At 47.1% G+C, this 23155-nt stretch carries 21 protein-coding genes, 2 tRNA genes, 2 rRNA genes, 1 pseudogene and 1 riboswitch (1 of these 27 cut by a window edge); of the genes and pseudogenes, 15 read left to right on the top strand and 11 right to left on the bottom strand.

The window, feature by feature from the left end:
• Nucleotides 1-125 precede the first annotated feature (125 nt).
• Nucleotides 126-743 carry an NUDIX hydrolase gene (locus tag MJQ52_RS08650; RefSeq protein ID WP_044053033.1) on the top strand — a complete coding sequence of 206 codons (618 nt, stop codon included), beginning with the start codon at nt 126-128 and terminating at the stop codon, nt 741-743.
• A gap of 131 nt (nt 744-874) precedes the next feature.
• On the opposite strand, the gene MJQ52_RS08645 is transcribed toward MJQ52_RS08650, so the two are convergent.
• Together MJQ52_RS08645 and MJQ52_RS08640 are read right to left on the bottom strand one after the other, a co-directional pair.
• Entirely contained in the window at nt 875-1780 is a 906-nt protein-coding gene (locus tag MJQ52_RS08645; protein WP_070081441.1) for an alpha/beta fold hydrolase, read from the bottom strand.
• A gap of 21 nt (nt 1781-1801) precedes the next feature.
• Nucleotides 1802-2857 (bottom strand): tartrate dehydrogenase, encoded by a 1056-nt coding sequence (locus tag MJQ52_RS08640; protein ID WP_077721874.1) that lies wholly within the window; start codon nt 2855-2857, stop codon nt 1802-1804.
• A 181-nt stretch (nt 2858-3038) separates the two neighbouring features.
• On the opposite strand from MJQ52_RS08640, the gene MJQ52_RS08635 reads away from it, so the two are divergent.
• Together MJQ52_RS08635 and MJQ52_RS08630 are read left to right on the top strand one after the other, a co-directional pair.
• On the top strand, nt 3039-3725 hold the full coding sequence (locus MJQ52_RS08635) for a GntR family transcriptional regulator (RefSeq protein WP_060386780.1): 687 nt from the start codon (nt 3039-3041) through the stop codon (nt 3723-3725).
• A 144-nt stretch (nt 3726-3869) separates the two neighbouring features.
• Nucleotides 3870-5063, top strand: a complete 1194-nt coding sequence (locus tag MJQ52_RS08630) for a macrolide family glycosyltransferase (RefSeq protein WP_191073275.1) — start codon at nt 3870-3872, stop codon at nt 5061-5063.
• A 57-nt stretch (nt 5064-5120) separates the two neighbouring features.
• On the opposite strand, the gene MJQ52_RS08625 is transcribed toward MJQ52_RS08630, so the two are convergent.
• On the bottom strand, nt 5121-5375 hold the full coding sequence (locus MJQ52_RS08625; RefSeq protein WP_015416933.1) for a hypothetical protein: 255 nt from the start codon (nt 5373-5375) through the stop codon (nt 5121-5123).
• A 233-nt stretch (nt 5376-5608) separates the two neighbouring features.
• Between MJQ52_RS08625 and MJQ52_RS08620 the strand changes: the two genes are divergently transcribed.
• Together MJQ52_RS08620 and MJQ52_RS08615 are read left to right on the top strand one after the other, a co-directional pair.
• Nucleotides 5609-5878: a hypothetical protein gene (locus MJQ52_RS08620; protein WP_015416934.1), complete on the top strand. Its 270-nt coding sequence runs from the start codon at nt 5609-5611 to the stop codon at nt 5876-5878.
• A 136-nt stretch (nt 5879-6014) separates the two neighbouring features.
• Nucleotides 6015-7373 carry a serine hydrolase gene (locus MJQ52_RS08615; protein WP_434181920.1) on the top strand — a complete coding sequence of 453 codons (1359 nt, stop codon included), beginning with the start codon at nt 6015-6017 and terminating at the stop codon, nt 7371-7373.
• Nucleotides 7374-7425: 52 nt separating this feature from the next.
• Here MJQ52_RS08615 and MJQ52_RS08610 read toward each other — a convergent pair whose 3' ends face one another.
• Nucleotides 7426-7599 (bottom strand): hypothetical protein, encoded by a 174-nt coding sequence (locus MJQ52_RS08610; protein WP_003156030.1) that lies wholly within the window; start codon nt 7597-7599, stop codon nt 7426-7428.
• 196 nt (nt 7600-7795) lie between these two features.
• Between MJQ52_RS08610 and MJQ52_RS08605 the strand changes: the two genes are divergently transcribed.
• The gene (locus tag MJQ52_RS08605) at nt 7796-8362 is read left to right on the top strand and encodes a YdhK family protein (protein WP_191073277.1); all 567 of its coding nucleotides are present in this window, start codon (nt 7796-7798) and stop codon (nt 8360-8362) included.
• Between the two features lie 51 nt (nt 8363-8413).
• Here MJQ52_RS08605 and MJQ52_RS08600 read toward each other — a convergent pair whose 3' ends face one another.
• Nucleotides 8414-9574, bottom strand: a complete 1161-nt coding sequence (locus MJQ52_RS08600; protein WP_015388619.1) for an MFS transporter — start codon at nt 9572-9574, stop codon at nt 8414-8416.
• Between the two features lie 54 nt (nt 9575-9628).
• Nucleotides 9629-9728, bottom strand: a riboswitch (purine riboswitch).
• Between the two features lie 177 nt (nt 9729-9905).
• On the opposite strand from MJQ52_RS08600, the gene MJQ52_RS08595 reads away from it, so the two are divergent.
• The 3 genes from MJQ52_RS08595 to MJQ52_RS08585 all read left to right on the top strand — a co-directional run bounded on the left by MJQ52_RS08595 (nt 9906) and on the right by MJQ52_RS08585 (nt 12634).
• Nucleotides 9906-10622, top strand: coding sequence for a GntR family transcriptional regulator (locus MJQ52_RS08595; protein WP_007409298.1), 717 nt, complete (start codon nt 9906-9908; stop codon nt 10620-10622).
• A 121-nt stretch (nt 10623-10743) separates the two neighbouring features.
• Nucleotides 10744-11430: a FadR/GntR family transcriptional regulator gene (locus MJQ52_RS08590; RefSeq protein WP_191073278.1), complete on the top strand. Its 687-nt coding sequence runs from the start codon at nt 10744-10746 to the stop codon at nt 11428-11430.
• Entirely contained in the window at nt 11420-12634 is a 1215-nt protein-coding gene (locus MJQ52_RS08585) for a CynX/NimT family MFS transporter (protein ID WP_015416938.1), read from the top strand. Before MJQ52_RS08590 ends, MJQ52_RS08585 begins: the two co-directional genes overlap by 11 nt.
• 59 nt (nt 12635-12693) lie before the next feature.
• Here the strand turns inward: MJQ52_RS08585 and MJQ52_RS08580 are convergent, their stop codons facing one another.
• The 6 genes and pseudogenes from MJQ52_RS08580 to MJQ52_RS08555 form a co-directional block, all read right to left on the bottom strand.
• Nucleotides 12694-13008 carry a DMT family transporter gene (locus tag MJQ52_RS08580; RefSeq protein ID WP_007409295.1) on the bottom strand — a complete coding sequence of 105 codons (315 nt, stop codon included), beginning with the start codon at nt 13006-13008 and terminating at the stop codon, nt 12694-12696.
• Nucleotides 13008-13337 carry a DMT family transporter gene (locus MJQ52_RS08575; RefSeq protein ID WP_003156023.1) on the bottom strand — a complete coding sequence of 110 codons (330 nt, stop codon included), beginning with the start codon at nt 13335-13337 and terminating at the stop codon, nt 13008-13010. The genes MJQ52_RS08580 and MJQ52_RS08575 overlap by 1 nt, the downstream gene beginning before the upstream one ends.
• 72 nt (nt 13338-13409) lie before the next feature.
• Nucleotides 13410-13991, bottom strand: coding sequence for a TetR family transcriptional regulator (locus MJQ52_RS08570; protein WP_014304461.1), 582 nt, complete (start codon nt 13989-13991; stop codon nt 13410-13412).
• Between the two features lie 116 nt (nt 13992-14107).
• Nucleotides 14108-15670: an APC family permease gene (locus tag MJQ52_RS08565; protein ID WP_007409293.1), complete on the bottom strand. Its 1563-nt coding sequence runs from the start codon at nt 15668-15670 to the stop codon at nt 14108-14110.
• A gap of 237 nt (nt 15671-15907) precedes the next feature.
• Nucleotides 15908-16689, bottom strand: a pseudogene (locus MJQ52_RS08560) (manganese catalase family protein).
• 111 nt (nt 16690-16800) lie between these two features.
• The gene (locus MJQ52_RS08555; RefSeq protein WP_071392078.1) at nt 16801-17262 is read right to left on the bottom strand and encodes an SRPBCC family protein; all 462 of its coding nucleotides are present in this window, start codon (nt 17260-17262) and stop codon (nt 16801-16803) included.
• A gap of 127 nt (nt 17263-17389) precedes the next feature.
• Between MJQ52_RS08555 and MJQ52_RS08550 the strand changes: the two genes are divergently transcribed.
• The 6 genes from MJQ52_RS08550 to MJQ52_RS08525 all read left to right on the top strand — a co-directional run.
• Entirely contained in the window at nt 17390-18391 is a 1002-nt protein-coding gene (locus MJQ52_RS08550) for an NADPH:quinone oxidoreductase family protein (RefSeq protein ID WP_039062714.1), read from the top strand.
• Nucleotides 18392-18822: 431 nt separating this feature from the next.
• Complete coding sequence (locus MJQ52_RS08545) at nt 18823-20241, top strand: sugar porter family MFS transporter (protein WP_071392077.1); 1419 nt, start codon at nt 18823-18825, stop codon at nt 20239-20241.
• A 302-nt stretch (nt 20242-20543) separates the two neighbouring features.
• Nucleotides 20544-20620 (top strand) — tRNA-Arg (locus MJQ52_RS08540).
• Between the two features lie 8 nt (nt 20621-20628).
• Nucleotides 20629-20702: transfer RNA gene (locus tag MJQ52_RS08535), tRNA-Gly, on the top strand.
• A gap of 162 nt (nt 20703-20864) precedes the next feature.
• Nucleotides 20865-22416: ribosomal RNA gene (locus MJQ52_RS08530) — 16S ribosomal RNA — on the top strand.
• Nucleotides 22417-22591: 175 nt separating this feature from the next.
• Nucleotides 22592-23155 (top strand): 23S ribosomal RNA (locus MJQ52_RS08525); it runs 2367 nt beyond the window's last position.
• Together the 16S and 23S rRNA genes with 2 tRNA genes alongside form the textbook arrangement of a ribosomal RNA operon.

Here is a 23155-nt window from a genome sequence, read left to right as displayed (position 1 = left end):
AATGGCTTTTTCTGATTTCCCGGCAGGATTCGCTCCGCCATAAACAGAAAACAAGGAGCAGAAACGGGGTACTCTCAAGGTGCAATTCGGGTTTCGTTTAATTAACATAACGGGCGGTGGAAAAAATGGAGCCAAAATGGCTTGAATGGGCAAAACAGCTTCAATCCGCGGCGCAAGCGGGGCTGGCTTATTCCAAAGACATATATGATATTGAGAGATTTGAAGAAATAAGAAAAATAAGCGTGGATATCATGGCGCAACATACCGGCATCGACAAAAGGATCATCAAAGACGTATTCGCCGGTGACACGGGCTATCCCACTCCGAAAGTTGATATCAGAGCGGCAGTTTTTAAAGATCAGAGCATATTAATGGTAAGAGAGAAAAGCGATGGCAGATGGGCGCTGCCGGGCGGATGGGCTGATATCGGGATTTCACCGGGCGAGACCGCTGTCAAAGAAGTAAAAGAGGAGTCGGGAATCGACGTAAAGCCCGTTAAACTGTTAGCTGTAATGGATAAGAAATGCCATTCCCACCCGCCGTCCGCCGCCCACGTTTACAAAGTGTTTATCCGATGCGAGATCATCGGCGGCCGGCTCAGGGAGGGAACGGAAACAAGCGCGGCCGGCTTTTTTGCGGAAACGGAACTGCCGCTGCTATCTGAAGCCCGCAATACGGAAAGTCAGATTAAAAAGATGTTCGCATATCTCAAACATCCGGACGAACCCGTTTATTTTGATTAAGGCAGCAAGCAGGAAAAAGAGAGGAACTGGTTCAGCACCATTTCACTTATGAATGATCCGGCCTGTGATAGAGAAGGGTAAATCATCAGGCCGGGTTTTAAGAGTCTGTCTGTTTCGGTGTGGTGCACCCCTTAAAAAACCGTTTTTGAAAAATCGATAATCCTGCGGGCAGCTTCTGTCGGTTTTTCCTCGGGAACATAATGGCCGCAGCCTTTTACCTCATATCCGCTGACTTCACGAATTGATTCTCTCCATGTGTCAAGCACGGGAAGGCCGGCTAAGTTCCCTTTTTCTCCCCACAGCAAAAGCGTGGGAACATCCAGTTTTTTCTGTGATTCCTTTTCTGAACGATATCTCGGCAAATCAATTTGATAAGCGGCTCTGTAGTCATTAAGCGCAGCTTGAACAGCGCCGGGCTGCTTCCAGGCGGCTAAGTACCGGTCCCAGGCGCCGTCTGATGCCAGAAGGTCAAAAAGCCCGTCACCTCTGCTTAATAAAAATCTAAGATATTCCTCTTCTTTTCCTTTTATTAATTCTTCCGGCAGATGGGGAACGACCTGAAATGTCCAGTGCCAGTATTTTTTTGCCGCTTCAGCTGCCGTCAGAGAATCATAGACGTATTCAGTCGGCATAATGTCAATGAGCACAAGGCCTGCCGCCAGCTCCGGCGCATCTAAAGCGAGCCGCCTTGCTACTCTTGCGCCTCTGTCATGCCCGGCAATTAACGCTTTTTGTATATGCAGGCGGCGCATCAGACCTTGTATATCGCCTGCCATCGTTTTGTTATCATAGCCGTTTATGCCGCTCGGCTTTTCAGAATCGCCGTAGCCCCTCAGATCAACTGCGATGACTCTATGAGAAGCGGCAAGCGTCGGAATCACATAACGCCACGTCACCCAGCTTTGCGGAAAGCCGTGCAGGAGAATGACGGGGGGAGCATCCTCCTTTCCCGTAAAGACGTAATGAAGGCGGATGCCATTTACCTCAATTGAATCATGGGTCACATGCTTTTCAAATTGTTCACGAAAAGAATCCATTTTCTCTCTCCTCATAAAATGTTATTTGTTTATTTGAGAAATAATAGCGGAAGTGACATCTTCCGTTGAATGTTTTCCGCCGGCATCAGGAGTCAGAATGCCGCTGTTTGTGACCGTTTCAATAGATTGTAAGAGGAGATGGCCCAGTTCCTCTTCTCCGAATGAATCGAGCATTAATTTCGCCGTCCATATTTGTCCTATAGGATTGGCAATTCCTTTTCCGACAATATCCGGGGCGGAACCGTGAACAGGCTCAAACATGGAAGGATATTTGCCGTTTACATTGATGTTGGCTGCGGGAGCGATTCCGACGCTTCCCATAATCGCCGCGCCGATATCTGTCAGCACATCTCCGAACAGATTCGAAGCGACAATGACATCAAAGCGTTCCGGCTGCGTGACAAAGAAGGCCGCCAGTGCATCGATGTGCTGGGAATCCGTCTCAATCCCGGCGTACTCCCGGCTGACCTCTTTAAAGATGTCATCCCAGAACGGCATCGAGTGAACAATACCGTTTGATTTCGTCGCGCTTGTGACGTGTTTCCGCCGACTTGCCGCCAGTTCGAAAGCATACCGCATCACTCTTTCTGTACCCCGTCGGGAAAAGACCGCGTTTTGTATGGCGATTTCGTCCTCACCCTGATAGATTCTGCCGCCGACAGAGCTGTACTCGCCCTCACTGTTTTCGCGGACGACTATCAGATCAAAATCCTTCGGGTTAACGAGGGGGGAAGTGATTCCCGGCAGGAGCTTCGCCGGCCGCACATTAATCACCTGTTCAAATTCCCGGCGTATCTTGATGAGCAGCCCCCACAGCGAAACATGATCGGGGACGAGTTTTTGATTCCCCACCGCTCCCAAAAACAAAGCATCAAAGTGCTGTAACGTTTCTAGTCCATCATCCGGCATCATAGTCCCGTGCTCCAAATAATACTCGCAGCTCCACGGAAAAGAAGTGAAATCAAAGGCAATGCCTCCATGTAATTCGGCGATCGCGTTCAACACCCGCTCCGCTTGCGGAACGACTTCTTTCCCCACACCGTCCCCCGGTATGCTGGCAATCTTGTATGTTTTCATGTTCCGTCACCTCTGAATGAATTGTTTTCGGTTTACGGCAGACCGTCGACCGTCGTTCGCTATAATTCCATATTACGCCACATCCGATATGCTGACAAGCTCGGGAATGTTGCTTCCATAGATAAACTGTTATATGATCTTGGTAACAATAAGGCCTAAATTGTATGAAGAGGTAGGAAAGATGGATAATTTTAAATTAGATAAGCCAATCCCGTATTATCTGCAATTTTATTCCCAATTGAAAAAAATGATATTTGACGGGATTTTTAAACCGGGTGAACGGCTGAATGAGACTCAGCTGGCTAAGGATTTCGGAGTCAGCCGGTCGCCGGTCAGAGAAGCCATGCGGCTCCTTGAAAAGGACGGGCTTCTGACGGCAGACGATCGAAACGGCTTTGTCATTTATTCTTTGTCCGTTAAGGATGTTGAAGAGATTTATCAAATCAGAATGTCACTTGAATCACTGGCGGTCGAACTGGTTATTGATGAAGCGGCTGAGAGTGAAATTGACCTCATTGAAAAACAGCTGCGGGAGACGGAAGAAGCCATCAATAAAGGCGTCAAAGAGACTGAGATTATTTCCTTAAACGAGTCGTTTCATCGGCTTCTTGTGGATTTCAGCCGCAACAGCCGGCTGGCCATGCTGCTTGAGCATGTCAATGTGCTGATTCATTTTTGCAGAGTTCTTAATTTTAAAGGAGATGACCGTGCGGAGGTTATCCTGCATGAGCACCGGAAAGTCTTTGAAGAAATAAAAAAGGGCGATAAAACAAAAGCCGTGCAATATATGACGGAGCATCTCAAGCATGATGAAGAACATCTGAAAGGCGTGCTCAAAGCGGGAGAAACAGACGAATCATCACGATAGACAAGGTGAAAAGCCTTGTCTTTTTTTTTTTGCCGATGTCATCGAACCGTCATAAAGACCTGACGGATGTTCCTTGCATGATTTTTTCCGCGTCATTTATGATGGATATGGAAGAGACGCAAAAAAGGCAAAGGAGTTTGAAAAATGGCGAAACATATTCTGATGATCAATTTTCCCGCAGAAGGACACGTAAACCCGACTTTGGGTATGACAAAGGCCTTCAGCGAACGGGGCGATCACGTTCATTATATCTCAACGGAAAAATACAAAAGCAGACTGGAAGGAGTAGGAGCGAAAGTTCACCTTCACAGCGATCTGCTCAGATTGACACCCATTGATCCCGGCAGTCCGTCCGGCATACTTGCATTTTTAAAGGTTCATATCAAAACGTCACTGGAGATTTTACATATTGTGCAGCGGCTGGCAGAGGACATTCAATTCGACGCCGTCTATTATGATAAATTCGGTGCGGGAGAGCTGGTGCGGGATTATCTCAACATTCCCGGCATCTCTTCTTCAGCATCCTTCCTGTTCAATGAAGACCGTCTGAAAATACTGCCGCTCCATCCGGAATCGGGCGTGCCGTTTCAGCCGGACAGGGAATGTGAAGAGCTGTTGGCCGAGATGAAAGACAAATACGGTGTCGCCCCTGACAGCATGGTTCAATTTATGAACAACACAGGTGAATTGAACGTCGTCTATACAAGCAGATATTTTCAGCCCGAAAGTGAGACATTCGGAGATGAGTATTTATTTATCGGTCCGAGTTTTCCGAAGAGAAAAGGGCGCGTCGACTTCCCGATTGACTCATTAAAGAATGAAAAAGTCATTTATATCTCAATGGGAACGGTGCTCGGGGACACGGAAGCGTTTTTCAATCTGTGCATAGACGCGTTCTCAGATTTTGAAGGAAAAGTAGTCATTGCCGCCGGGGAAAAAGCCGATCTGTCGAAAATCAAACAGGCGCCGGAAAACTTTATCATCGCCCCGTACGTGCCGCAGCTTGAAGTGCTGGAGCAGGCCGACGTGTTTGTCACGCATGGCGGAATGAACAGTGTAAATGAAGGCATTCATTATCAAGTGCCGCTGGTCGTTATTCCGCATGATAAAGACCAGCCGATGGTTGCGCGCCGCCTGACTGAATTGGATGCAGGCTATACAGTGCAAAAAGATGAAGTGAGCGCTGAAAAGGTAAAGCTTGCCGCGGAAGAAGTGCTGCATAACGGAAAATACAAACAAGGCATTCAAGCCATTAATGAAAGCTTTAAAGAATGTATGGACATGAAGGATGTTCTGGCCCGGATCGACCGGTTTATTGAACAAAAACATGCTCAATAATACATGGAAAAAGCCTGTTTCCTCTGCCAAAGGGAAACAGGCTTTTTATAATGGCTTTTAGATGATGTGATGTTCTTCATTTGCAAGTTTCACAAGAGTCAGAAGAGATTCTGCCTCACGTGCGTCGAGTGTTTTTGCCAGACGGTCTTTTTCAAAGATCTGCTGGCCGAAGACATTCACTGACGCCTGGTCAACCGCCGTGTGCCAGTTCTTTTGTGAATGATTCTCAGAAAAAGAGAAAACAAACACGGCAAAGACCGCTATAAGCATCGCCATGACCCAAAATTTTTGCCGATTTCCTGCTGCTGACATAGGCCGCCTCCTAACGTTCATTTTACTGGTATTAGATCATATATGAGCTGTTTTTCATAGAGTAAAGAAGTCATTATTTCAGGTAGTCCAAATGAAACGGAGCACAGCCGAAAGCCCGCCGGTCAGGCCGATGAGCCAATTCATATTTTGTTCATATTTTATTAAAAGTTTATCCAAGCCTGTCCTTTACAGTGGATATAACCACAAAACGCTGCTGAAAGGGGCCTTGAAAAATGCATATTCATATGATCAACAAAAACCAGTTTGAGAGTGACTTGGAGGCGGCCGGCTTCATCCGTCAGGCAGATGATATTATCGGCAAAATGAAAGAATACGTAACGGAATACGCGGCTTCATCCGAACGGTTTCTGATTGAAATTCAAACCGTCATGAACGAATACAAAGCCGTCGTCTGTGCGATGTTTTCGACTATGGAAATTGCCGGTGCAAAAAAAGACGAGAAGCATGTTGAGTTCGAAGCCTGCACAGTATGGTGCGAATAAAAGACCTTCATCAAACCCCCGCGGCTGCCTGAACGGCAGTTTACTGACTGGTGTTCCAGTAAGGAAAAATATTGAAACTTCTAAAGCGGCTGTTCGTATAAAAGAGTAAATCAGCTTGTATATGGAGGTTCGTGAAATGAACGATAAGAAAAAACAAGCTTTTGAACAGCTTTTCAGCACTTTAGACGGAAGACATGAAATAAACGGAGCTGTATTGGCAGCGGAAAACGGCCGCATCTTATATCAGGGTTCATTCGGCGCTGCAGAACTGAAAACAAAGAGGATGCTGAATGACCAATCGGTCTTTGAATTGGCCTCAGTATCGAAGCCGTTTACAGCTTTAGGCGTTATCATTTTAGAGCAGCAAGGGAAGCTGAGTTATGACGATATGATAGAGCGGTGGCTTCCTGATTTTCCTTATCCGGGCATTACCATTCGGCAACTACTCCATCATACGTCAGGATTGCCGGACTATATGGAGTTATTTTTAACACATTGGGACCGGGACAGAATTGCCGTTAATCAAGATGTGATCGATATGCTTAAGCAGCATAAACCGGATGCTTATTTCCCGCCGGGCAAGGATTGGCTTTACAGTAATACGGGGTATGCGGTGTTAGCGGTTATTATAGAAATTGTATCAGGCATGAGTTTTGCTGAATTTATGAAACAAGCCGTATTTCATCCGCTTCGTATGCATGATACGCGGATTTATAACAGAAGGCTGAGTAAAGAAAACATTCCGAACTATGCATATGGCTATGTGTATGATGTTCATTCCGGAGAATATGTGCTGCCGGATGAACTTGAGGAAACCGATTATGTCGTCTTTCTTGACGGGATTCAAGGTGACGGAACCGTTAACTCCACTATTAGAGATTTATATCTGTTTGATCAGGCTCTTTATACGGAAGAAATCATCGGCAAAGAGTCTAAAGATCAAGCGTTTACGCCGGGCTATTGGAATGAAGAAGAGCAATTCGGATACGGATTTGGCTGGATGATTCAAAACAGCCGCCAAAAAGGGAAGGTTATCAGTCACGACGGAGGCTGGCCGGGCTATTCAACTCTGATGATCCGGTATATTGACCAGAACAAAACACTGATTTATCTCAGCAATATGGAACAATCGTATCAATTTGAACAAGCTGTGATTGCCGCGGCCGTAAACATCTTATTTGATCAGCCATACGTGATTCCGAAACGTCCGGCGGATCAGAAAAAAGCAGATATCGATCCTGCGATTTACAGCAGATTTACCGGCAATTACTCATTTCAGGATGACACACATGCATCGGTGACGGTAAAAGAAAACCAATTGTATCTTACAATAGACGGGCAGACACCATTCGAATTATTCCCAATGACGGAAACCCGTTATTTTGTCAGGGCGCTGCCGCTTGAAATTGAATTTGCAGGTGATAAAGCACAAACAGCCCCGCATTTCGTTTTATATCAGGACGGCACAGAAGAAACGGCTTTGCGGATAGACTGAGTGACATGCAAAACAAAACCGCCGTCCTGAGAAGACGGCGGTAATAGAAAAGTCAAACCCCTTTGATGACGCGAAATTTTCTTTTCGGCTCTGACATAAATATAGAAGAAAAAATCATAGCTCCGACCATTGTGATGTATTCCATATAAAGCGAAACTTCTGCCAAAACCAACCCCGCAATCATTAAAACAGCGCCCAATACCACCGCAAAAACCTTCGTTTTCATGATGAGTTCCCCCTAATATCTGATAATTGAATTATACTGCATCTCTATTAATGTGTACATTTTGTGAACAATTTCACCTGATAAAAGGCAATAAAGAGAGAGTTGAAGAATTAGGAGAAATGACAGGCCATCTTTTTGTTTTACCGAAGAAACGAAAGGGAAAATGAAAAATCAAAAAGGCAAAGGAGTTCTTGAAATGAAAGCGAGACTATTTTTATTCAGCATGTTTCTCCTGATCCCCGTTCTGGCGCTTGCCGGATGCAACAGCCAATCTTCAGGAGGAAGCGAAAAAGCGAAAGACAATGAAACGCACTCTCACGAAGACATGAATCACTCAGGTTCATCCGAGGTGCCGAAAGGTTTGAAGAAGGCCGAAAATCCGACTTATAAAGTCGGCAGTGACGTCATGATTTTAGCTTCTCATATGAAAGGCATGAAAAATGCGCAAGGAACCGTAAAAGGTGCTTATGATACAACGGTTTACAGTGTATCTTACACTCCGGAAACGGGAGGAAAGCGCGTCGAAGATCACAAATGGGTCATTCAGGAAGAGCTGAAGGGCGCCGGTGATCAAACGTTAAAACCGGGTGACAAGGCCGTGATCGAGGCATCCCATATGAAAGGCATGAAGGGTGCCGAAGCCGTTATTGATTCAGCCAAAAAGACAACCGTTTATATGGTCGACTATACACCGACTGACGGCGGCCAAAAAGTAACCAATCATAAATGGGTGACAGAAGACGAGCTTGCTGCCGCAAAATAAAAAGACCGCCAAAGCCGAAGGAACTCCTTTGGCTTTTTTGCGGTCTCACATTTATGCGGATTTTCTTTTCAAGGCAGGTCTCGTTAAAGAGAATACAGCTAACGCGACAGCGATAATGACAATCAAACCGCCGCACCAGGCTGTTGCTGTGACAGAACCGGTTTGTCCGATCACGCCGCCGCCGATGGCTGACCCGAGCGCGATGCCGATCTGCAAAGCGGACGTGTTGAAGCTTTGCTGAATATCGGAAGACTCAGGCGCAATTTTGATTAAATAGCTTTGCTGCGCCGGCGCAAGGCTCCAGCTGAGCAATCCCCAGATCACCATCGCAGGCAGGAAAATGATTAAAGAAACCGTTGTCAGCGGAAGAATAAACAGGATCAGAGCGAAAGAAACGGTCACAAGCATGATGCTTTTAAATGCTCCTAAACGGTCATACAGCCAGCCTCCGAACGGGCCGCCGCATACCGCTGACAGACCGAACAAAAAGTAGCATACACTGACCCAAACGGAACTCAAATGAAGCGTTCTTTCCAAAAAAGGCGCAAAGTAGGCATAGAGTGTGTAATGCCCCGCCAATGTAAACAAGGTGACAAGATGTGCGCTGGCAATTTTGGCGGTCCCGATCGTCTTGATCTGCTCACGAAACGGAATCATTTTTTCAGCAGGTATTTTTTCGAAAAAGACGCTGATAATCAGCATGGAAATGAGAGATAATACGCCGATTCCCAAGAACAGAACACGCCATCCGAAGGCATTGCTGATGATAATGCCGACAGGCACGCCTAAAGCGATTGCGGAGCTGAACCCCATGAAAATGATGCCGATCGCCCGCGCTCTGTATTCAGGCGCCACGATTTTAGGAGCAATCGTTAAAGAAAGGACGACAATCAGCCCTGTGCTCATGGAAGCGAGCACCCGTGACACCATAAGTACGGCGAAATTGGGACTGAAATAAGCGACCAGATTACTTAGGAAGAAAATAAACAGTGCGATTAAATAAAGCCGCTTTCGTTCAGCCTTTGCCGTCACTGCCAAAAGCAGCGGGCCGGATACCGCGTAACCGAGCGCAAACACGCTGATCAGCTGCCCCGCGCTGACGATGGATATATCTAAGTCGGAAGCGATTTGCGGAAGAATACCGCCCACAATTAATTCAACCAAACCGACTGCGATGGTAGATGCTGCAAGCAGAAATACTTTGAAATTCATGTACAGATACTCCTTTTTTTATTTTTTAGAAAATAAAAAATCCTGATTACAAAAAGTGTACGGGACAATTTTTGTAATCAGGATTTTACGGTTCCTGGTAGACACCCTCAAACCATATCATTGAGGTTATACAATGTATGCAATATTCGGCTGTGTCCGTTTCTGCAAAAAATTCTACCATAATAGTGAGGGAGATTCCATAGAAAATTCGAGGAAATCCTTTCAATTTCAATATCGGCGGCTGTAACGTCATTGATGAAGCAGGGAAAAAAATTTATGATAACCGTAAGGAGTCTATACAGATCAAACATTATACAGCCGGAGGAAACCGATGAATAAGTACGAAAAAATCGCCAACGAAATGAGAAAGAGGATTAAAAGCAGTGTATATGACATAGATCAGCCGATCCCGGATGAAAAGACGCTCGCTGCGGAGTTCGGGTGCAGCCGGATGACGATGAAGCGGGCGCTTGATACACTTGCGGCTGAAGGGATGCTTTTCAGAAAAAGAGGGCACGGCACATTTATCATCCAATCAGCCATGCAGGATGAGCACGTTCACGTAGTCAGCAACGAAATTCTCGGCTTGAGCAATTTATTAAAAGGCAAAAATATCAAGAGCAAGGTCATCCGGTTTGAAGTGCAGTTTCCGTCTCAAGATGTCGCCGCACATTTGGCCATCGATGAAAAGACTCCCGTCTATTATGTAGTGAGGCTCAGAATTGTTGAAGGCGAACCGTACGTTCTTGAAAAAACATACATGCCGGCGAGCCTTATACCCGGCATTAATGACGAGGTGCTCAACCATTCCATCTACGATCATATTACACGGGAACTGCAGCTCAAAATCGCAGGCTCACACAGAAAAATCAGAGCGTGCAAGTCGGATGACATGGATCAGCAATATCTCGGCTGCCGGCCGGATGACCCGATACTTGAAGTCGAGCATGTAGGCTTTTTGGACAACGGCACTCCCTTTGAATATTCATTTTCCCGCCACCGTCATGACAAGTTTGTCGTGACCTCAGTCAATATAAAACGTTCATAAAAGCGCCGAAGAGTGAGAGAAAAACTCACTCTTTTTTTGTTGCCGCTGATTTACATCGTCGCTTCTTTTATGTTATATTACCCAATGATAGAATCATCCTACAAATTTCAGAGGTGTTTTGATGGAGATATCCAAAACAAGCAGACTGTCGCTCGTAGAACAAGTGGTGGCGCAAATTGAATCGTTAATTCAATCGGATAAATGGCCGGTCGGGACGCGCATTCCCCCTGAGCTGGATTTAATGAAGCAATTTGATGTGAGCCGAAACACGTTGCGTGAGGCCATTCGGGCGCTCGTATATGCCGGCCTGCTGCAGACAAGGCAGGGGAGCGGTACGTATGTCAGCTCATCCAGTGTTCTCGGCGCGGCATTTTACCGCCATATTAAAAAATCAAATTTGCTTGAAACATTAGAAGTCAGATACGCACTCGAAAGAGAAGCTGCACGATTGGCGGCGGAAAGGCGTAATGACGAAGACCTGAAAGCACTGAAGGCATGCTTGGATGAATGTGAAGCGGCCTTGCAAAATGAAGATCGAAAACGGTATGCCGAAGCCGACATTAAGCTGCACAAAACAATTGTACAGGCGGCCCATAACAATATGCTTTCTGATCTATACGAGCATATGACGGAGGCGCTTTGTGCGTCAGTCCATAACCTGTTGGAAATCACCCCTGCTATCCGGATCCACACCCAGCTTGCCGCCGCGATTATCGGACAGAAACCGGATCAGGCCATGGAGGCCGTCAACCAATACATCACAGTATTTAAAGATACAATACACATGGAGGATGAACATGAAAATTGAAGACGAACATCAAATTCTGCAAGCAAGTCATCGTAAAAAACTGATATTGCTGGTCATCGGAGTCATATTGATAGGGGCCAACCTCAGAGCGCCTCTGACATCGGTCGGGCCGCTCGTTTCCTCAATTCGGGACAGCCTCGGCATGACCAATGCGGCTGCCGGCACCATTACGACAGTGCCGCTTTTGGCCTTTGCATGTCTGTCGCCGTTTGTTCCTTTATTGTCCCGGCGCTTCGGGACCGAGATTGTCTTACTGTCATCATTAATTGTCCTGACAGCCGGAACTCTGCTGCGCTCCATCGCCGGAATCGGCACTCTCTTTTTCGGAACGATCCTGTTGGGATTGTCGATCGCCGTATGCAACGTCCTGCTGCCGAGTCTCATTAAACATAAGTTTCCCGGAAATTTAGGCATCATGACCGGCGTCTACTCGGTTTCTATGAATCTGTGCGGTGCGATTGCATCCGGCATCAGCGTGCCGATCGCCTCTTCAGCGGGGTTAGGCTGGAAAGGCGCGCTCGGCTGCTGGGCTATCCTTTCTTTTATTGCGTTCGTCATGTGGATTCCGCAAATGCGAGGACGTGAACTGCCCGTCCGCACGACTGGGACAAACGGAGAGAAGAAAAACAGTCTGATGCGGTCTCCGCTGGCTTGGAAGGTGACGATGTTCATGGGGCTGCAATCCCTTATTTTTTACACCGTCATCGCCTGGCTGCCGGAAATTCTTCAGCAGAATGGACTCAGCTCAAGTAAGGCGGGATGGATGCTTTCATTAATGCAATTCTCAGTCCTGCCGATTACTTTTATCGTGCCGATCGCTGCCGCTAAAATGAAAAATCAGCGCGCACTCGCCGGACTGACGGCTTTATTTTTCCTTATCGGCATTGCCGGCGTTCTTTTCGGAAGCCCGGCTCTCACTCCGCTATGGGTCATTTTGATCGGAATTGCGGGAGGCTGTGCGTTCAGTCTGGCGATGATGTTCTTCAGCCTGCGGACCCGGCATGTTCATGAAGCCGCGGCGCTTTCCGGCATGGCCCAGTCATTCGGATACCTGCTTGCCGCGTTCGGGCCGCTTGTATTCGGTTTGCTGCATGACATCACGCACGGCTGGACGGTTCCGTTATTCATGCTGATTGCAGTTTCCGTTCTGATCTTCATTTTCGGAGTCGGAGCGGGAAAAGCGGAACAGATCAAAACAGCATAAAAAAACAAAGGGCCCGTTTAGGGTCCTTTGTTTTTTGTTTAAAAAGCTGTCTCAGGCCGTCACGTTGTCAGTTTTAAGCCGATGACACCGATGAGGATAAGCCCCAGAGACACCAATTGTGACAGATTGAATTTTTCTTTAAACCAAAGTATGCCCACGGCAGAAACGCCGATGCTTCCCATGCCGGTCCAAGCCGCATACGCGACACCTGTGGGAAGAACCTGCATCGCGCCGGAAAGGCAAAAGAATGAAAGCATAAAGCCTGTTACCATGACAATCAGCGGCCACTTTTTTTTAAAACCGTCAATATGTTTCATGGCAACGGCCGCTACAACTTCCTCCGCTCCGGCAATAAATAACAGCAGCCATGCCATTAATGTTCACCCCTTGTTTCAGTTTCTTTCGTAAATACCTTCATTCCTAAAATGCCGGACAACAGCAAAGCCAAAAAGAATATTTGCCCGATTGAAAACGATTCGCCTAAAATGACGCCCGTTACATATGTGCCGACGGTGCCTATTCCGACAAAAACGGTATATGCGGCAGCCATCGGAATTTTTTTATAAGAGCGGATCAGCATCAGAAAGCTGACGGCAATCAAAAGGAAAATACCAATCCAATCAAAGAGCGAATCCGCATGCTTCAGGGCGGACGCCCAAACTACTTCTAACAATCCGGCTATCAATACAAGCAGCCAATACATGATACAGTCACCTCAGTTATGAATGAATGTCAGTCATTTTTACGGGGGTCAAAAATGATCGGTCTCCGCCAATCATTTCTGCAAGCTTCTTTTGAGAAAGCTGAATATTTCTTTTTTATATACTTCGAGATCGACATCCTGTTCACAGCCGATATAAAACCGTTCAGCTGCGTTCTCGACAACGTTGATAATCGTTCTGGCCGTCCATCTGACATGAATGCCGCTGATGACCTCACCCTGTTCAATGGCCGTATTGATCACACCTTCCAGCCAGGAATAATAAGGCTGATAAATGGCTTCCCATTTCTCCATTGAATGATCGATGGCAAGACCGGAATAACAGAGAACGATAATATCTTTATGAAGCCGGGTGATGTGAAATGTCTCATCTACCAAAATGTCCAGCAACGTCCAAAAATCTTCAGAACCGTCCGTTTTCCCTTTTATTCTGTCCAGCGTAGTGTCGAGCAGGTTTTCTGCAATCGCGGATATCAGTGCGTTTTTAGAAGAAAAATATAAGTAAAACGTACCTTGGGCCGTTCCGGCTTTTTTGACGATTTCTGAAATGGATGCTTTATCCAATCCTTTTTCAGAAATGACTTCAATCGCGGCTTGCAGGATCTTTTCGTATTTTCCCGAGCTTTGTTTTGCCAATAGAGGGGTTCCTCCTTTTATGAATGACTGTCATTCATTTTATCGTATGTTCGCTTTTTTGTCATCCCTTAACATAAAAATACCGGAAAGAAGACCATACTTCTTTCCGGCATTCGTCATTTATCACTGTCGATCATAGCCTTCGGCAGACCCGTATATTTTGCCCAGTAATAAATACCGAGCGAACCGATGGCGATCAGAATCAGGTCAAGCGGATTGCTGATAATGCCCAATCCGTGGCCGAACGAGCCGAGATAGGAGAAAATCAGCATCATGACATAAAAGCCGACGATCCACCATGCGGATTTCAGCTGCTGGCGTATGCTGACATCATCTTTGGGAGCATATTTACTGAAACAGAGATAGATCAGAAACATGACAATTTGAGAACCGAGAAGCCAGGATACGGTGCGCCATCCGGACCAATATACAATATAAGAGGTAAAAATAAACGACAGCGGCCCGATGATGCTCATCCCTTTTAAATAAAACGGTCTGTTAATATTCTTCGCGTTGACTCTCAGCGCCGCAGAAGAAATCGGCGCAATCGCATAAGACAGAATCAATGCGACGGAGCATACGTTAACAAGAGCGTTCCAAGAAGGGAACGGAAGCGTCCAAAAAACAGCCAGACCGAACGAAAGCCAAAGGGAGGCGCGCGGTGTCCCGGTTTCTTTATTGACTTTAGAAAAAATGCTGAATAATGTTCCGTTTCTGGCCCAGGCATAGACGAGACGTGAAGTCGTATTCATAAAGATATTTCCGTTACCGCCCGGTGATAAAATCGCATCTAAAATGACCAATGTCGCCAGCCACCCCAAACCGAGCAAAACGGCGATATCTTTGAACGGAAGGGAGAATTCAGTCCCGATAGCCGGCCATCCGTGCTTCAGGGTATCCGCCGGGATCGCCCCGATAAAAGTGAGCTGCAGTACGGTGTAAATAATAGTAGAAACGATAATACAGACAATCAATGCGATCGGAATGTTCCGCTTCGGATTCTGCACTTCACTCGCGACAGCCACAATCGGATGCAGCCCAAGGTATGCAAACATGACGCCGCCTGTGGAAATCGCGGCCTGAATTCCGGTGAAACCAAAAGGCGCGAATCCGTGAACGGTCATATTGCCCGGGTGAAAATGAAAAATCAGTACAACAATTACCGTAATCGGTACGACATATTTAAAAATCGAAATAATGAAGTTTGCTTTCGCAAAGGTTTTGACACTCCAGTAATTGAGGAGGAAGAACAGGCAGAGCAGCGCAAATTGCAATATCCATCCGGCAATTGTCGGCGAATCAGAGCCTTTTACGGTCAAACCGGGAAACCAATACGCCACGTATTGGCGGACTGCCGTGACTTCTATAGAAATAAGACTCGTGTATGCCACAATGGTGACAAAGGAAATTAAATATCCGACCAGGTGTCCATGTGAATATACGGGATACCGGATAATTCCCCCGGTCCGCGGCAGCGCGGCGCCCAGTTCCGCATAAACCAAGCCGATCAATAAGATGATTCCCCCGCCGATCAGCCAGGAAAAAACGCCTGACGGGCCCGCTTTAGAGGCGACGTTACTGACGGCAAACAGCCATGCCGAACCGAATATGGCTCCCATGCCGATTAAAATAAGATCAAAAAGTGACATAGTTTTCTGGAAGTTTCCTTGCTTAGACATTCGCTGCCTCCTTAAAAAAGACATTGTTCTCTTTACATAATTCCCATTATCATTCAAACATACCCAGCCGGCCGGCTGGAAAATTAGGACAACTTTCGAAACGAAGTATGTACAGAAATGTGCTCACATCAAAATAACGGCCGTATGGCAAGATCTCCCGGCTTATATTCCCCGTTTTGAACACATTCAAACCTCATATTCAGAAAAACAAAAAACGCCCGAAACAGGCGTTTTTTGTTACAAGTTCATATCTTTCAGTCCGGGGCTTTGCTCATTCGGAAGCTCGGGAAGTTCCGGGACGGGGAAACCTTTAGGAGGCTCGGACACACTTAATTCGCCGCCGTTTCGGCTCGGCGTCGTTCCCTTTTCCGGCATTCCGGGTATTTTTCAATATCATAATTCGGCACGGGAAATAATTTGCCCCATTCGACACCCAGTGTTTCCAGCGCTTTTGTAAATGCATTTTGATGGGCGTTGTCACGGACGATCAGGAAACCGAGTGTTTCTCTGAACGTCTGGTTAGAACTCATTTCATAAATGCGCGTTTTTTGCAGCACGCCGGTTGATTCCAGCACGACATTGTCCAATAAGTCGGCAATCAGATTCCCGTGGTTGTATACCCAAGACCCGTTCCATGGATTGCCGCCGGCGTCTACAGGAAGAGAACTTTGCGCCCCGATGATAAAATGGTGCGGATTGGCGTGTTTAACCGCTTCGTCAAGCGGCGCCTGATCTGCTGCCCGATTTCCGGCGCCCTCAGCGCCGCTTTCATCGAGCAGCGCATTAATCGTATGCTGGACGAGCTCAACGTGTGCGATCTCTTCTAAAAATACACCGCGAAGCAGGTCGCGGAACTGTTTTTCTTTTCCTCTGAAATTAGAGCTTTGGAAAAAGTATTGCATCATCGTCCGCATTTCCCCGTAATGCCCGCCTAAAATTTCCTGAAGCACCTTGGCCGCGGCCGGGTCCGGCTTGTCCGGTTTAATGATATTGATCAGCTCTTCTTTGTAATAATACATAAACAGCGCCCCCTGAAAGAAGTTTTCGGTTCTTCTGTTAGTGTCTTTGCAAAGTCAGTTTTTATGTATCGGCATCAAAAAAAGGACGGAAAGCGTGTCCGTCCTTTTGTGTTAAGCCTCAACCGCCCCGCGAAGTTTCGTGTTGACAAGCCCGTTCCATCCTTGATCCATCGTACTGTGAATCTCGGAGCTTTTCCGATTGACTTTATTGATAACGGCTTCCGGCTCTTTCCATCCGCCGTGAATGAGAGTGAATTCAGTATTTCCGCTTTCCGTTTCCTTTAAGACAAAAGAAACGATCCAGCCTTCCGTATCCCATGAAAAAGAAAGGCGGTACGGCGCTTCAATATCCAGCAGCTTGCACGGAGACGGACCGAACGGAGATTCCAGCTGAAACTCACTGTCTTCTTGAGGTGTGAAATCATTCGGCATAAACCAGAGAGACAGGCCGTCCGCCGTAGAGACCGTATCCCAGACAACTTGTATCGGCGCCTTGAAAACGGCGGTATGAATAATGTCCGGTAATGGCTGATTGCTGTTGTTTTTGTTATCTTTGTTTTGTTTATCAGACATGATGCGTAACCACTCTTTCGCTGTTTTTACTTTTGATCATACTACACAGGGCAGGACATTTGAAAACAAATCAAACTTATTTTATGCTTTTCCAGAGCCATTCAATTCATTTTAAGGAGACGTAGTGATGACAGATCAATTTAAAGCGTTAGTAGTCGATCAACATGAAGACCGGTTTTCAGTCAGCGTACGGGAGCTGGCGGTTCAGGACCTTCCCGAGGGTGAAGTGCTGATTAAGGTTTGCTACTCAGGGGTGAATTATAAAGACAGCTTGGCTGCCATTCCTGACGGCAAGATCGTAACGTCGTATCCTTTCGTGCCGGGAATTGATTTAGCGGGAATCGTCGTTTCTTCAGATGACGCCCGTTTTAAAGAAGGGGACAAAGTCATTGCGACAAGCTACGGCATAGGCGTTTCCCATTTTGGCGGCTATAGCGGGATGGCCCGCATTCCGGCAGATTGGATCGTGCCGCTGCCTGAAGGTCTGACACTTAAAGAAGCCATGACGATCGGAACCGCCGGCTTCACTGCCGCATTGTCCGTCCAGCGTCTTGAAGAAAACCATGCCGCTCCTGAAAAAGGGAAGGTGCTGGTGACGGGAGCGACAGGCGGCGTCGGAAGCTTTGCCGTCTCCATTCTTTCAACCTTAGGTTATGAGGTCGAGGCCAGTACGGGAAAAGAAGAAGAAAGCGGCTATTTGAAGAGCCTCGGAGCAAAGACGGTCATTCACCGTGACGAAGTGTATAACGGCACGTTAAAACCGATGCAAAAACAAAAATGGGCAGCGGCCGTCGATCCGGTCGGAGGTGAGCCGCTTGCTTCAGTTCTCAGTCAGATTCAGTACGGCGGATCAGTTGCTGTGAGCGGACTGACAGCGGGAACGAAACTCCCGGCTACAGTCTTTCCGTTTATATTGCGCGGCGTCAGTCTCTTGGGAATTGATTCCGTATTCTGTCCGATGGAGACAAGAAAGAAAATATGGCAGCGTTTAGCTGATGACTTCAAGCCTGCAGATCTGGAGGCCTTTATTCAAAAGGAAATTACACTTGAAGAGCTGCCGGATACGCTTCCTGCCCTTTTAAAAGGAGAAGCGAGAGGGAGAACGATTGTTACAATAAACGAAGAATAAAACAAAAACCCCCCAACTAGCAGTTGGGGGGTTTTTGTTATATAATCAATTGTTGGTTATGATAGGGGTAATTCATTGATCACGTTATGAAAATAAGTTGATGTAAAACATAAATTGATTATATATAGGTAATATAAAGGTAAGTTATAAAATTTTCTGAAATATTCATTGACTGAAAGCGCTTTTAAAATTATGATAATAACATAAGTGCCAATAATATCATTATAACTTCACTACAAAGTAACTATAAAATAACAATATAACGAGAGGGGAGAGCGAATAATCACTATAAATGATAACGTTTTCGAAATATTTTCTTCTTATAAAACTGTTTTGGACGGTCAGAACTTGTATGCAGACGTTAGAGGTGTAAATATTGATAACTGAATATTCGGATATTATCTCTGTGTAAAAACTAGGAGGATTTGAAGATGAATAAAAATAGCAGCCAGCATTCATTTTTGAGAACCATCATTTTAGTATCGACATTCGGGGGACTTCTTTTCGGCTACGATACCGGTGTGATTAATGGGGCGCTGCCGTTTATGGCGGAAGCTGACCAGCTTAATCTTACCGCTTTGACTGAAGGGATGGTGGCGAGCTCCCTGCTCTTGGGGGCTGCGATCGGCGCGGTTTTCGGAGGGAGATTGTCGGACTATAACGGCAGACGTAAAAATATCCTTATCCTTGCCGTTTTGTTCTTTGCAGCGACGCTCGGATGTACACTGGCGCCTAACGTGTCGGTTATGATCATCTCCCGTTTTCTGCTGGGGCTTGCCGTCGGGGGAGCATCCGTAACCGTTCCGGCATATTTGGCTGAAATGTCGCCGGCGGAAAGCCGAGGGAGAATGGTTACCCAAAATGAATTGATGATTGTAACGGGCCAGCTGCTTGCCTTCACGTGTAATGCTATCATCGGCAATGTGCTTGGTGATACCTCTCACGCTTGGCGTTATATGCTCGTTATCGCGGCCCTTCCGGCGGTATTCTTGTTTTTCGGTATGCTGAAAGTTCCTGAAAGTCCGCGCTGGCTGGTTTCTAAAGGAAGAAAAGAAGATGCTCTGCACGTTCTCCGGCGAATAAGGAATGAAGAGAAAGCGAAGGCTGAGCTCGCTGAGATTGAATCTGCCTTTCGTAAGGAAGCTGAGATGGAGCAGGCGACCTTTAAGGATCTTGCCGTTCCGTGGGTGCGCCGCATTGTGTTTATCGGGATCGGAATTGCGGTAGTGCAGCAGCTCACCGGCGTGAATTCGATTATGTACTATGGAACTCAAATTTTAAAAGATGCCGGTTTCGAGACAAAAGCCGCATTAATCGGCAATATCGCTAACGGTGTGATTTCAGTGCTCGCGACTTTTGTGGGAATATGGCTTCTCGGCAAAGTCGGCCGCCGCCCGATGCTGATGACGGGGCTCATCGGAACGACTGCGATGCTGCTTTTGATCGGAGTTCTGTCTGTCGTGCTGAAAGGATCGACTGCTCTTCCTTATGTGGTTCTTTCATTAACAGTCACTTTCCTTGCGTTTCAGCAGGGGGCTGTCTCTCCGGTGACCTGGCTGATGCTGTCGGAGATATTCCCGCTGCGATTGCGGGGGCTTGGTATGGGGGTCACTGTCTTCTGCCTCTGGATCGTGAACTTCATTGTTGGTTTAACTTTTCCGGTCCTGCTCGCAAACATCGGATTGTCTGCAACCTTCTTCATTTTTGTCCTGTTAGGGATAGCGTCCGTTATATTTGTGAAAAGGTTCCTTCCGGAAACGAAAGGTCTGTCGCTCGAACAGCTTGAACAAAACTTCCGTGCCTATGAAAAAACAGATCGTAATAGCGCAGAAGCCGAGGTGAGCGGGTAATCTGAATAGACGCGGGGTTCCTGGGGATCCCGCTTTTTACTTATTATATAGAAGGGAATAATAAGCGGGAAAAAAGTTTCGTAAAAGTGTTGACCTAATTTAAAGTGCGTGGTATATTATTAAACGTCGCTGATGAACAAAGCGATAACGCTAAATGAGAAAATGATCTTTTGAAAAAAAGACTTTACAAATTCTCAAAAGCGTGTATAATAAATAAGGTCGAGAAAAAAGACTTCGTAAAGAAATAAAAAACACTTGACATCATAACTGATTGGTAGTATGATAGTTAAGTCGCCTGATAAGCGCCCGTAGCTCAATTGGATAGAGCGTTTGACTACGGATCAAAAGGTTAGGGGTTCGACTCCTCTCGGGCGCGCCAATTCAAATGCGGGTGTAGTTTAGTGGTAAAACCTCAGCCTTCCAAGCTGATGTCGTGAGTTCGATTCTCATCACCCGCTCCATTATAATGATCTTTGAAAACTAAACAAGACAAAACGTACCTGTTAATTCAAAGTTTTAAATAAATCGCACAGCAATGTGCGTAGTCAGTCAAACTAAGGTCTGCACGATGCAGATCACACAGACGTTACTGCAGGATGCAGTGAATGTAGTCTGTGATCCATTTATCGGAGAGTTTGATCCTGGCTCAGGACGAACGCTGGCGGCGTGCCTAATACATGCAAGTCGAGCGGACAGATGGGAGCTTGCTCCCTGATGTTAGCGGCGGACGGGTGAGTAACACGTGGGTAACCTGCCTGTAAGACTGGGATAACTCCGGGAAACCGGGGCTAATACCGGATGGTTGTTTGAACCGCATGGTTCAGACATAAAAGGTGGCTTCGGCTACCACTTACAGATGGACCCGCGGCGCATTAGCTAGTTGGTGAGGTAACGGCTCACCAAGGCGACGATGCGTAGCCGACCTGAGAGGGTGATCGGCCACACTGGGACTGAGACACGGCCCAGACTCCTACGGGAGGCAGCAGTAGGGAATCTTCCGCAATGGACGAAAGTCTGACGGAGCAACGCCGCGTGAGTGATGAAGGTTTTCGGATCGTAAAGCTCTGTTGTTAGGGAAGAACAAGTGCCGTTCAAATAGGGCGGCACCTTGACGGTACCTAACCAGAAAGCCACGGCTAACTACGTGCCAGCAGCCGCGGTAATACGTAGGTGGCAAGCGTTGTCCGGAATTATTGGGCGTAAAGGGCTCGCAGGCGGTTTCTTAAGTCTGATGTGAAAGCCCCCGGCTCAACCGGGGAGGGTCATTGGAAACTGGGGAACTTGAGTGCAGAAGAGGAGAGTGGAATTCCACGTGTAGCGGTGAAATGCGTAGAGATGTGGAGGAACACCAGTGGCGAAGGCGACTCTCTGGTCTGTAACTGACGCTGAGGAGCGAAAGCGTGGGGAGCGAACAGGATTAGATACCCTGGTAGTCCACGCCGTAAACGATGAGTGCTAAGTGTTAGGGGGTTTCCGCCCCTTAGTGCTCGCAGCCTAACGCATTAAGCACTCCGCCTGGGGAGTACGGTCGCAAGACTGAAACTCAAAGGAATTGACGGGGGCCCGCACAAGCGGTGGAGCATGTGGTTTAATTCGAAGCAACGCGAAGAACCTTACCAGGTCTTGACATCCTCTGACAATCCTAGAGATAGGACGTCCCCTTCGGGGGCAGAGTGACAGGTGGTGCATGGTTGTCGTCAGCTCGTGTCGTGAGATGTTGGGTTAAGTCCCGCAACGAGCGCAACCCTTGATCTTAGTTGCCAGCATTCAGTTGGGCACTCTAAGGTGACTGCCGGTGACAAACCGGAGGAAGGTGGGGATGACGTCAAATCATCATGCCCCTTATGACCTGGGCTACACACGTGCTACAATGGACAGAACAAAGGGCAGCGAAACCGCGAGGTTAAGCCAATCCCACAAATCTGTTCTCAGTTCGGATCGCAGTCTGCAACTCGACTGCGTGAAGCTGGAATCGCTAGTAATCGCGGATCAGCATGCCGCGGTGAATACGTTCCCGGGCCTTGTACACACCGCCCGTCACACCACGAGAGTTTGTAACACCCGAAGTCGGTGAGGTAACCTTTATGGAGCCAGCCGCCGAAGGTGGGACAGATGATTGGGGTGAAGTCGTAACAAGGTAGCCGTATCGGAAGGTGCGGCTGGATCACCTCCTTTCTAAGGATTTTAACGGAATATAAGACCTTGGGTCTTATAAACAGAACGTTCCCTGTCTTGTTTAGTTTTGAAGGATCATTCGATTCTTCGAGATGTTGTTCTTTGAAAACTAGATAACAGAAGTAATTCACATTCAATTAGTAATGCAAGATATCACGTAGTGATTCTTTTTAACGGTTAAGTTAGAAAGGGCGCACGGTGGATGCCTTGGCACTAGGAGCCGATGAAGGACGGGACGAACACCGATATGCTTCGGGGAGCTGTAAGCAAGCTTTGATCCGGAGATTTCCGAATGGGGAAACCCACCACTCGTAATGGAGTGGTATCCATATCTGAATACATAGGATATGAGAAGGCAGACCCGGGGAACTGAAACATCTAAGTACCCGGAGGAAGAGAAAGCAAATGCGATTCCCTGAGTAGCGGCGAGCGAAACGGGACCAGCCCAAACCAAGAGGCTTGCCTCTTGGGGTTGTAGGACACTCTGTACGGAGTTACAAAGGAACGAGGTAGATGAAGAGGTCTGGAAAGGCCCGCCATAGGAGGTAACAGCCCTGTAGTCAAAACTTCGTTCTCTCCTGAGTGGATCCTGAGTACGGCGGAACACGTGAAATTCCGTCGGAATCCGGGAGGACCATCTCCCAAGGCTAAATACTCCCTAGTGACCGATAGTGAACCAGTACCGTGAGGGAAAGGTGAAAAGCACCCCGGAAGGGGAGTGAAAGAGATCCTGAAACCG

The sequence above is a fragment of the Bacillus sp. jun7 genome, from assembly GCF_051034795.1.
Classification (GTDB): Bacteria; Bacillota; Bacilli; order Bacillales; family Bacillaceae; genus Bacillus; species Bacillus velezensis.
This window is presented reverse-complemented; position numbering and strand designations above follow the sequence as displayed.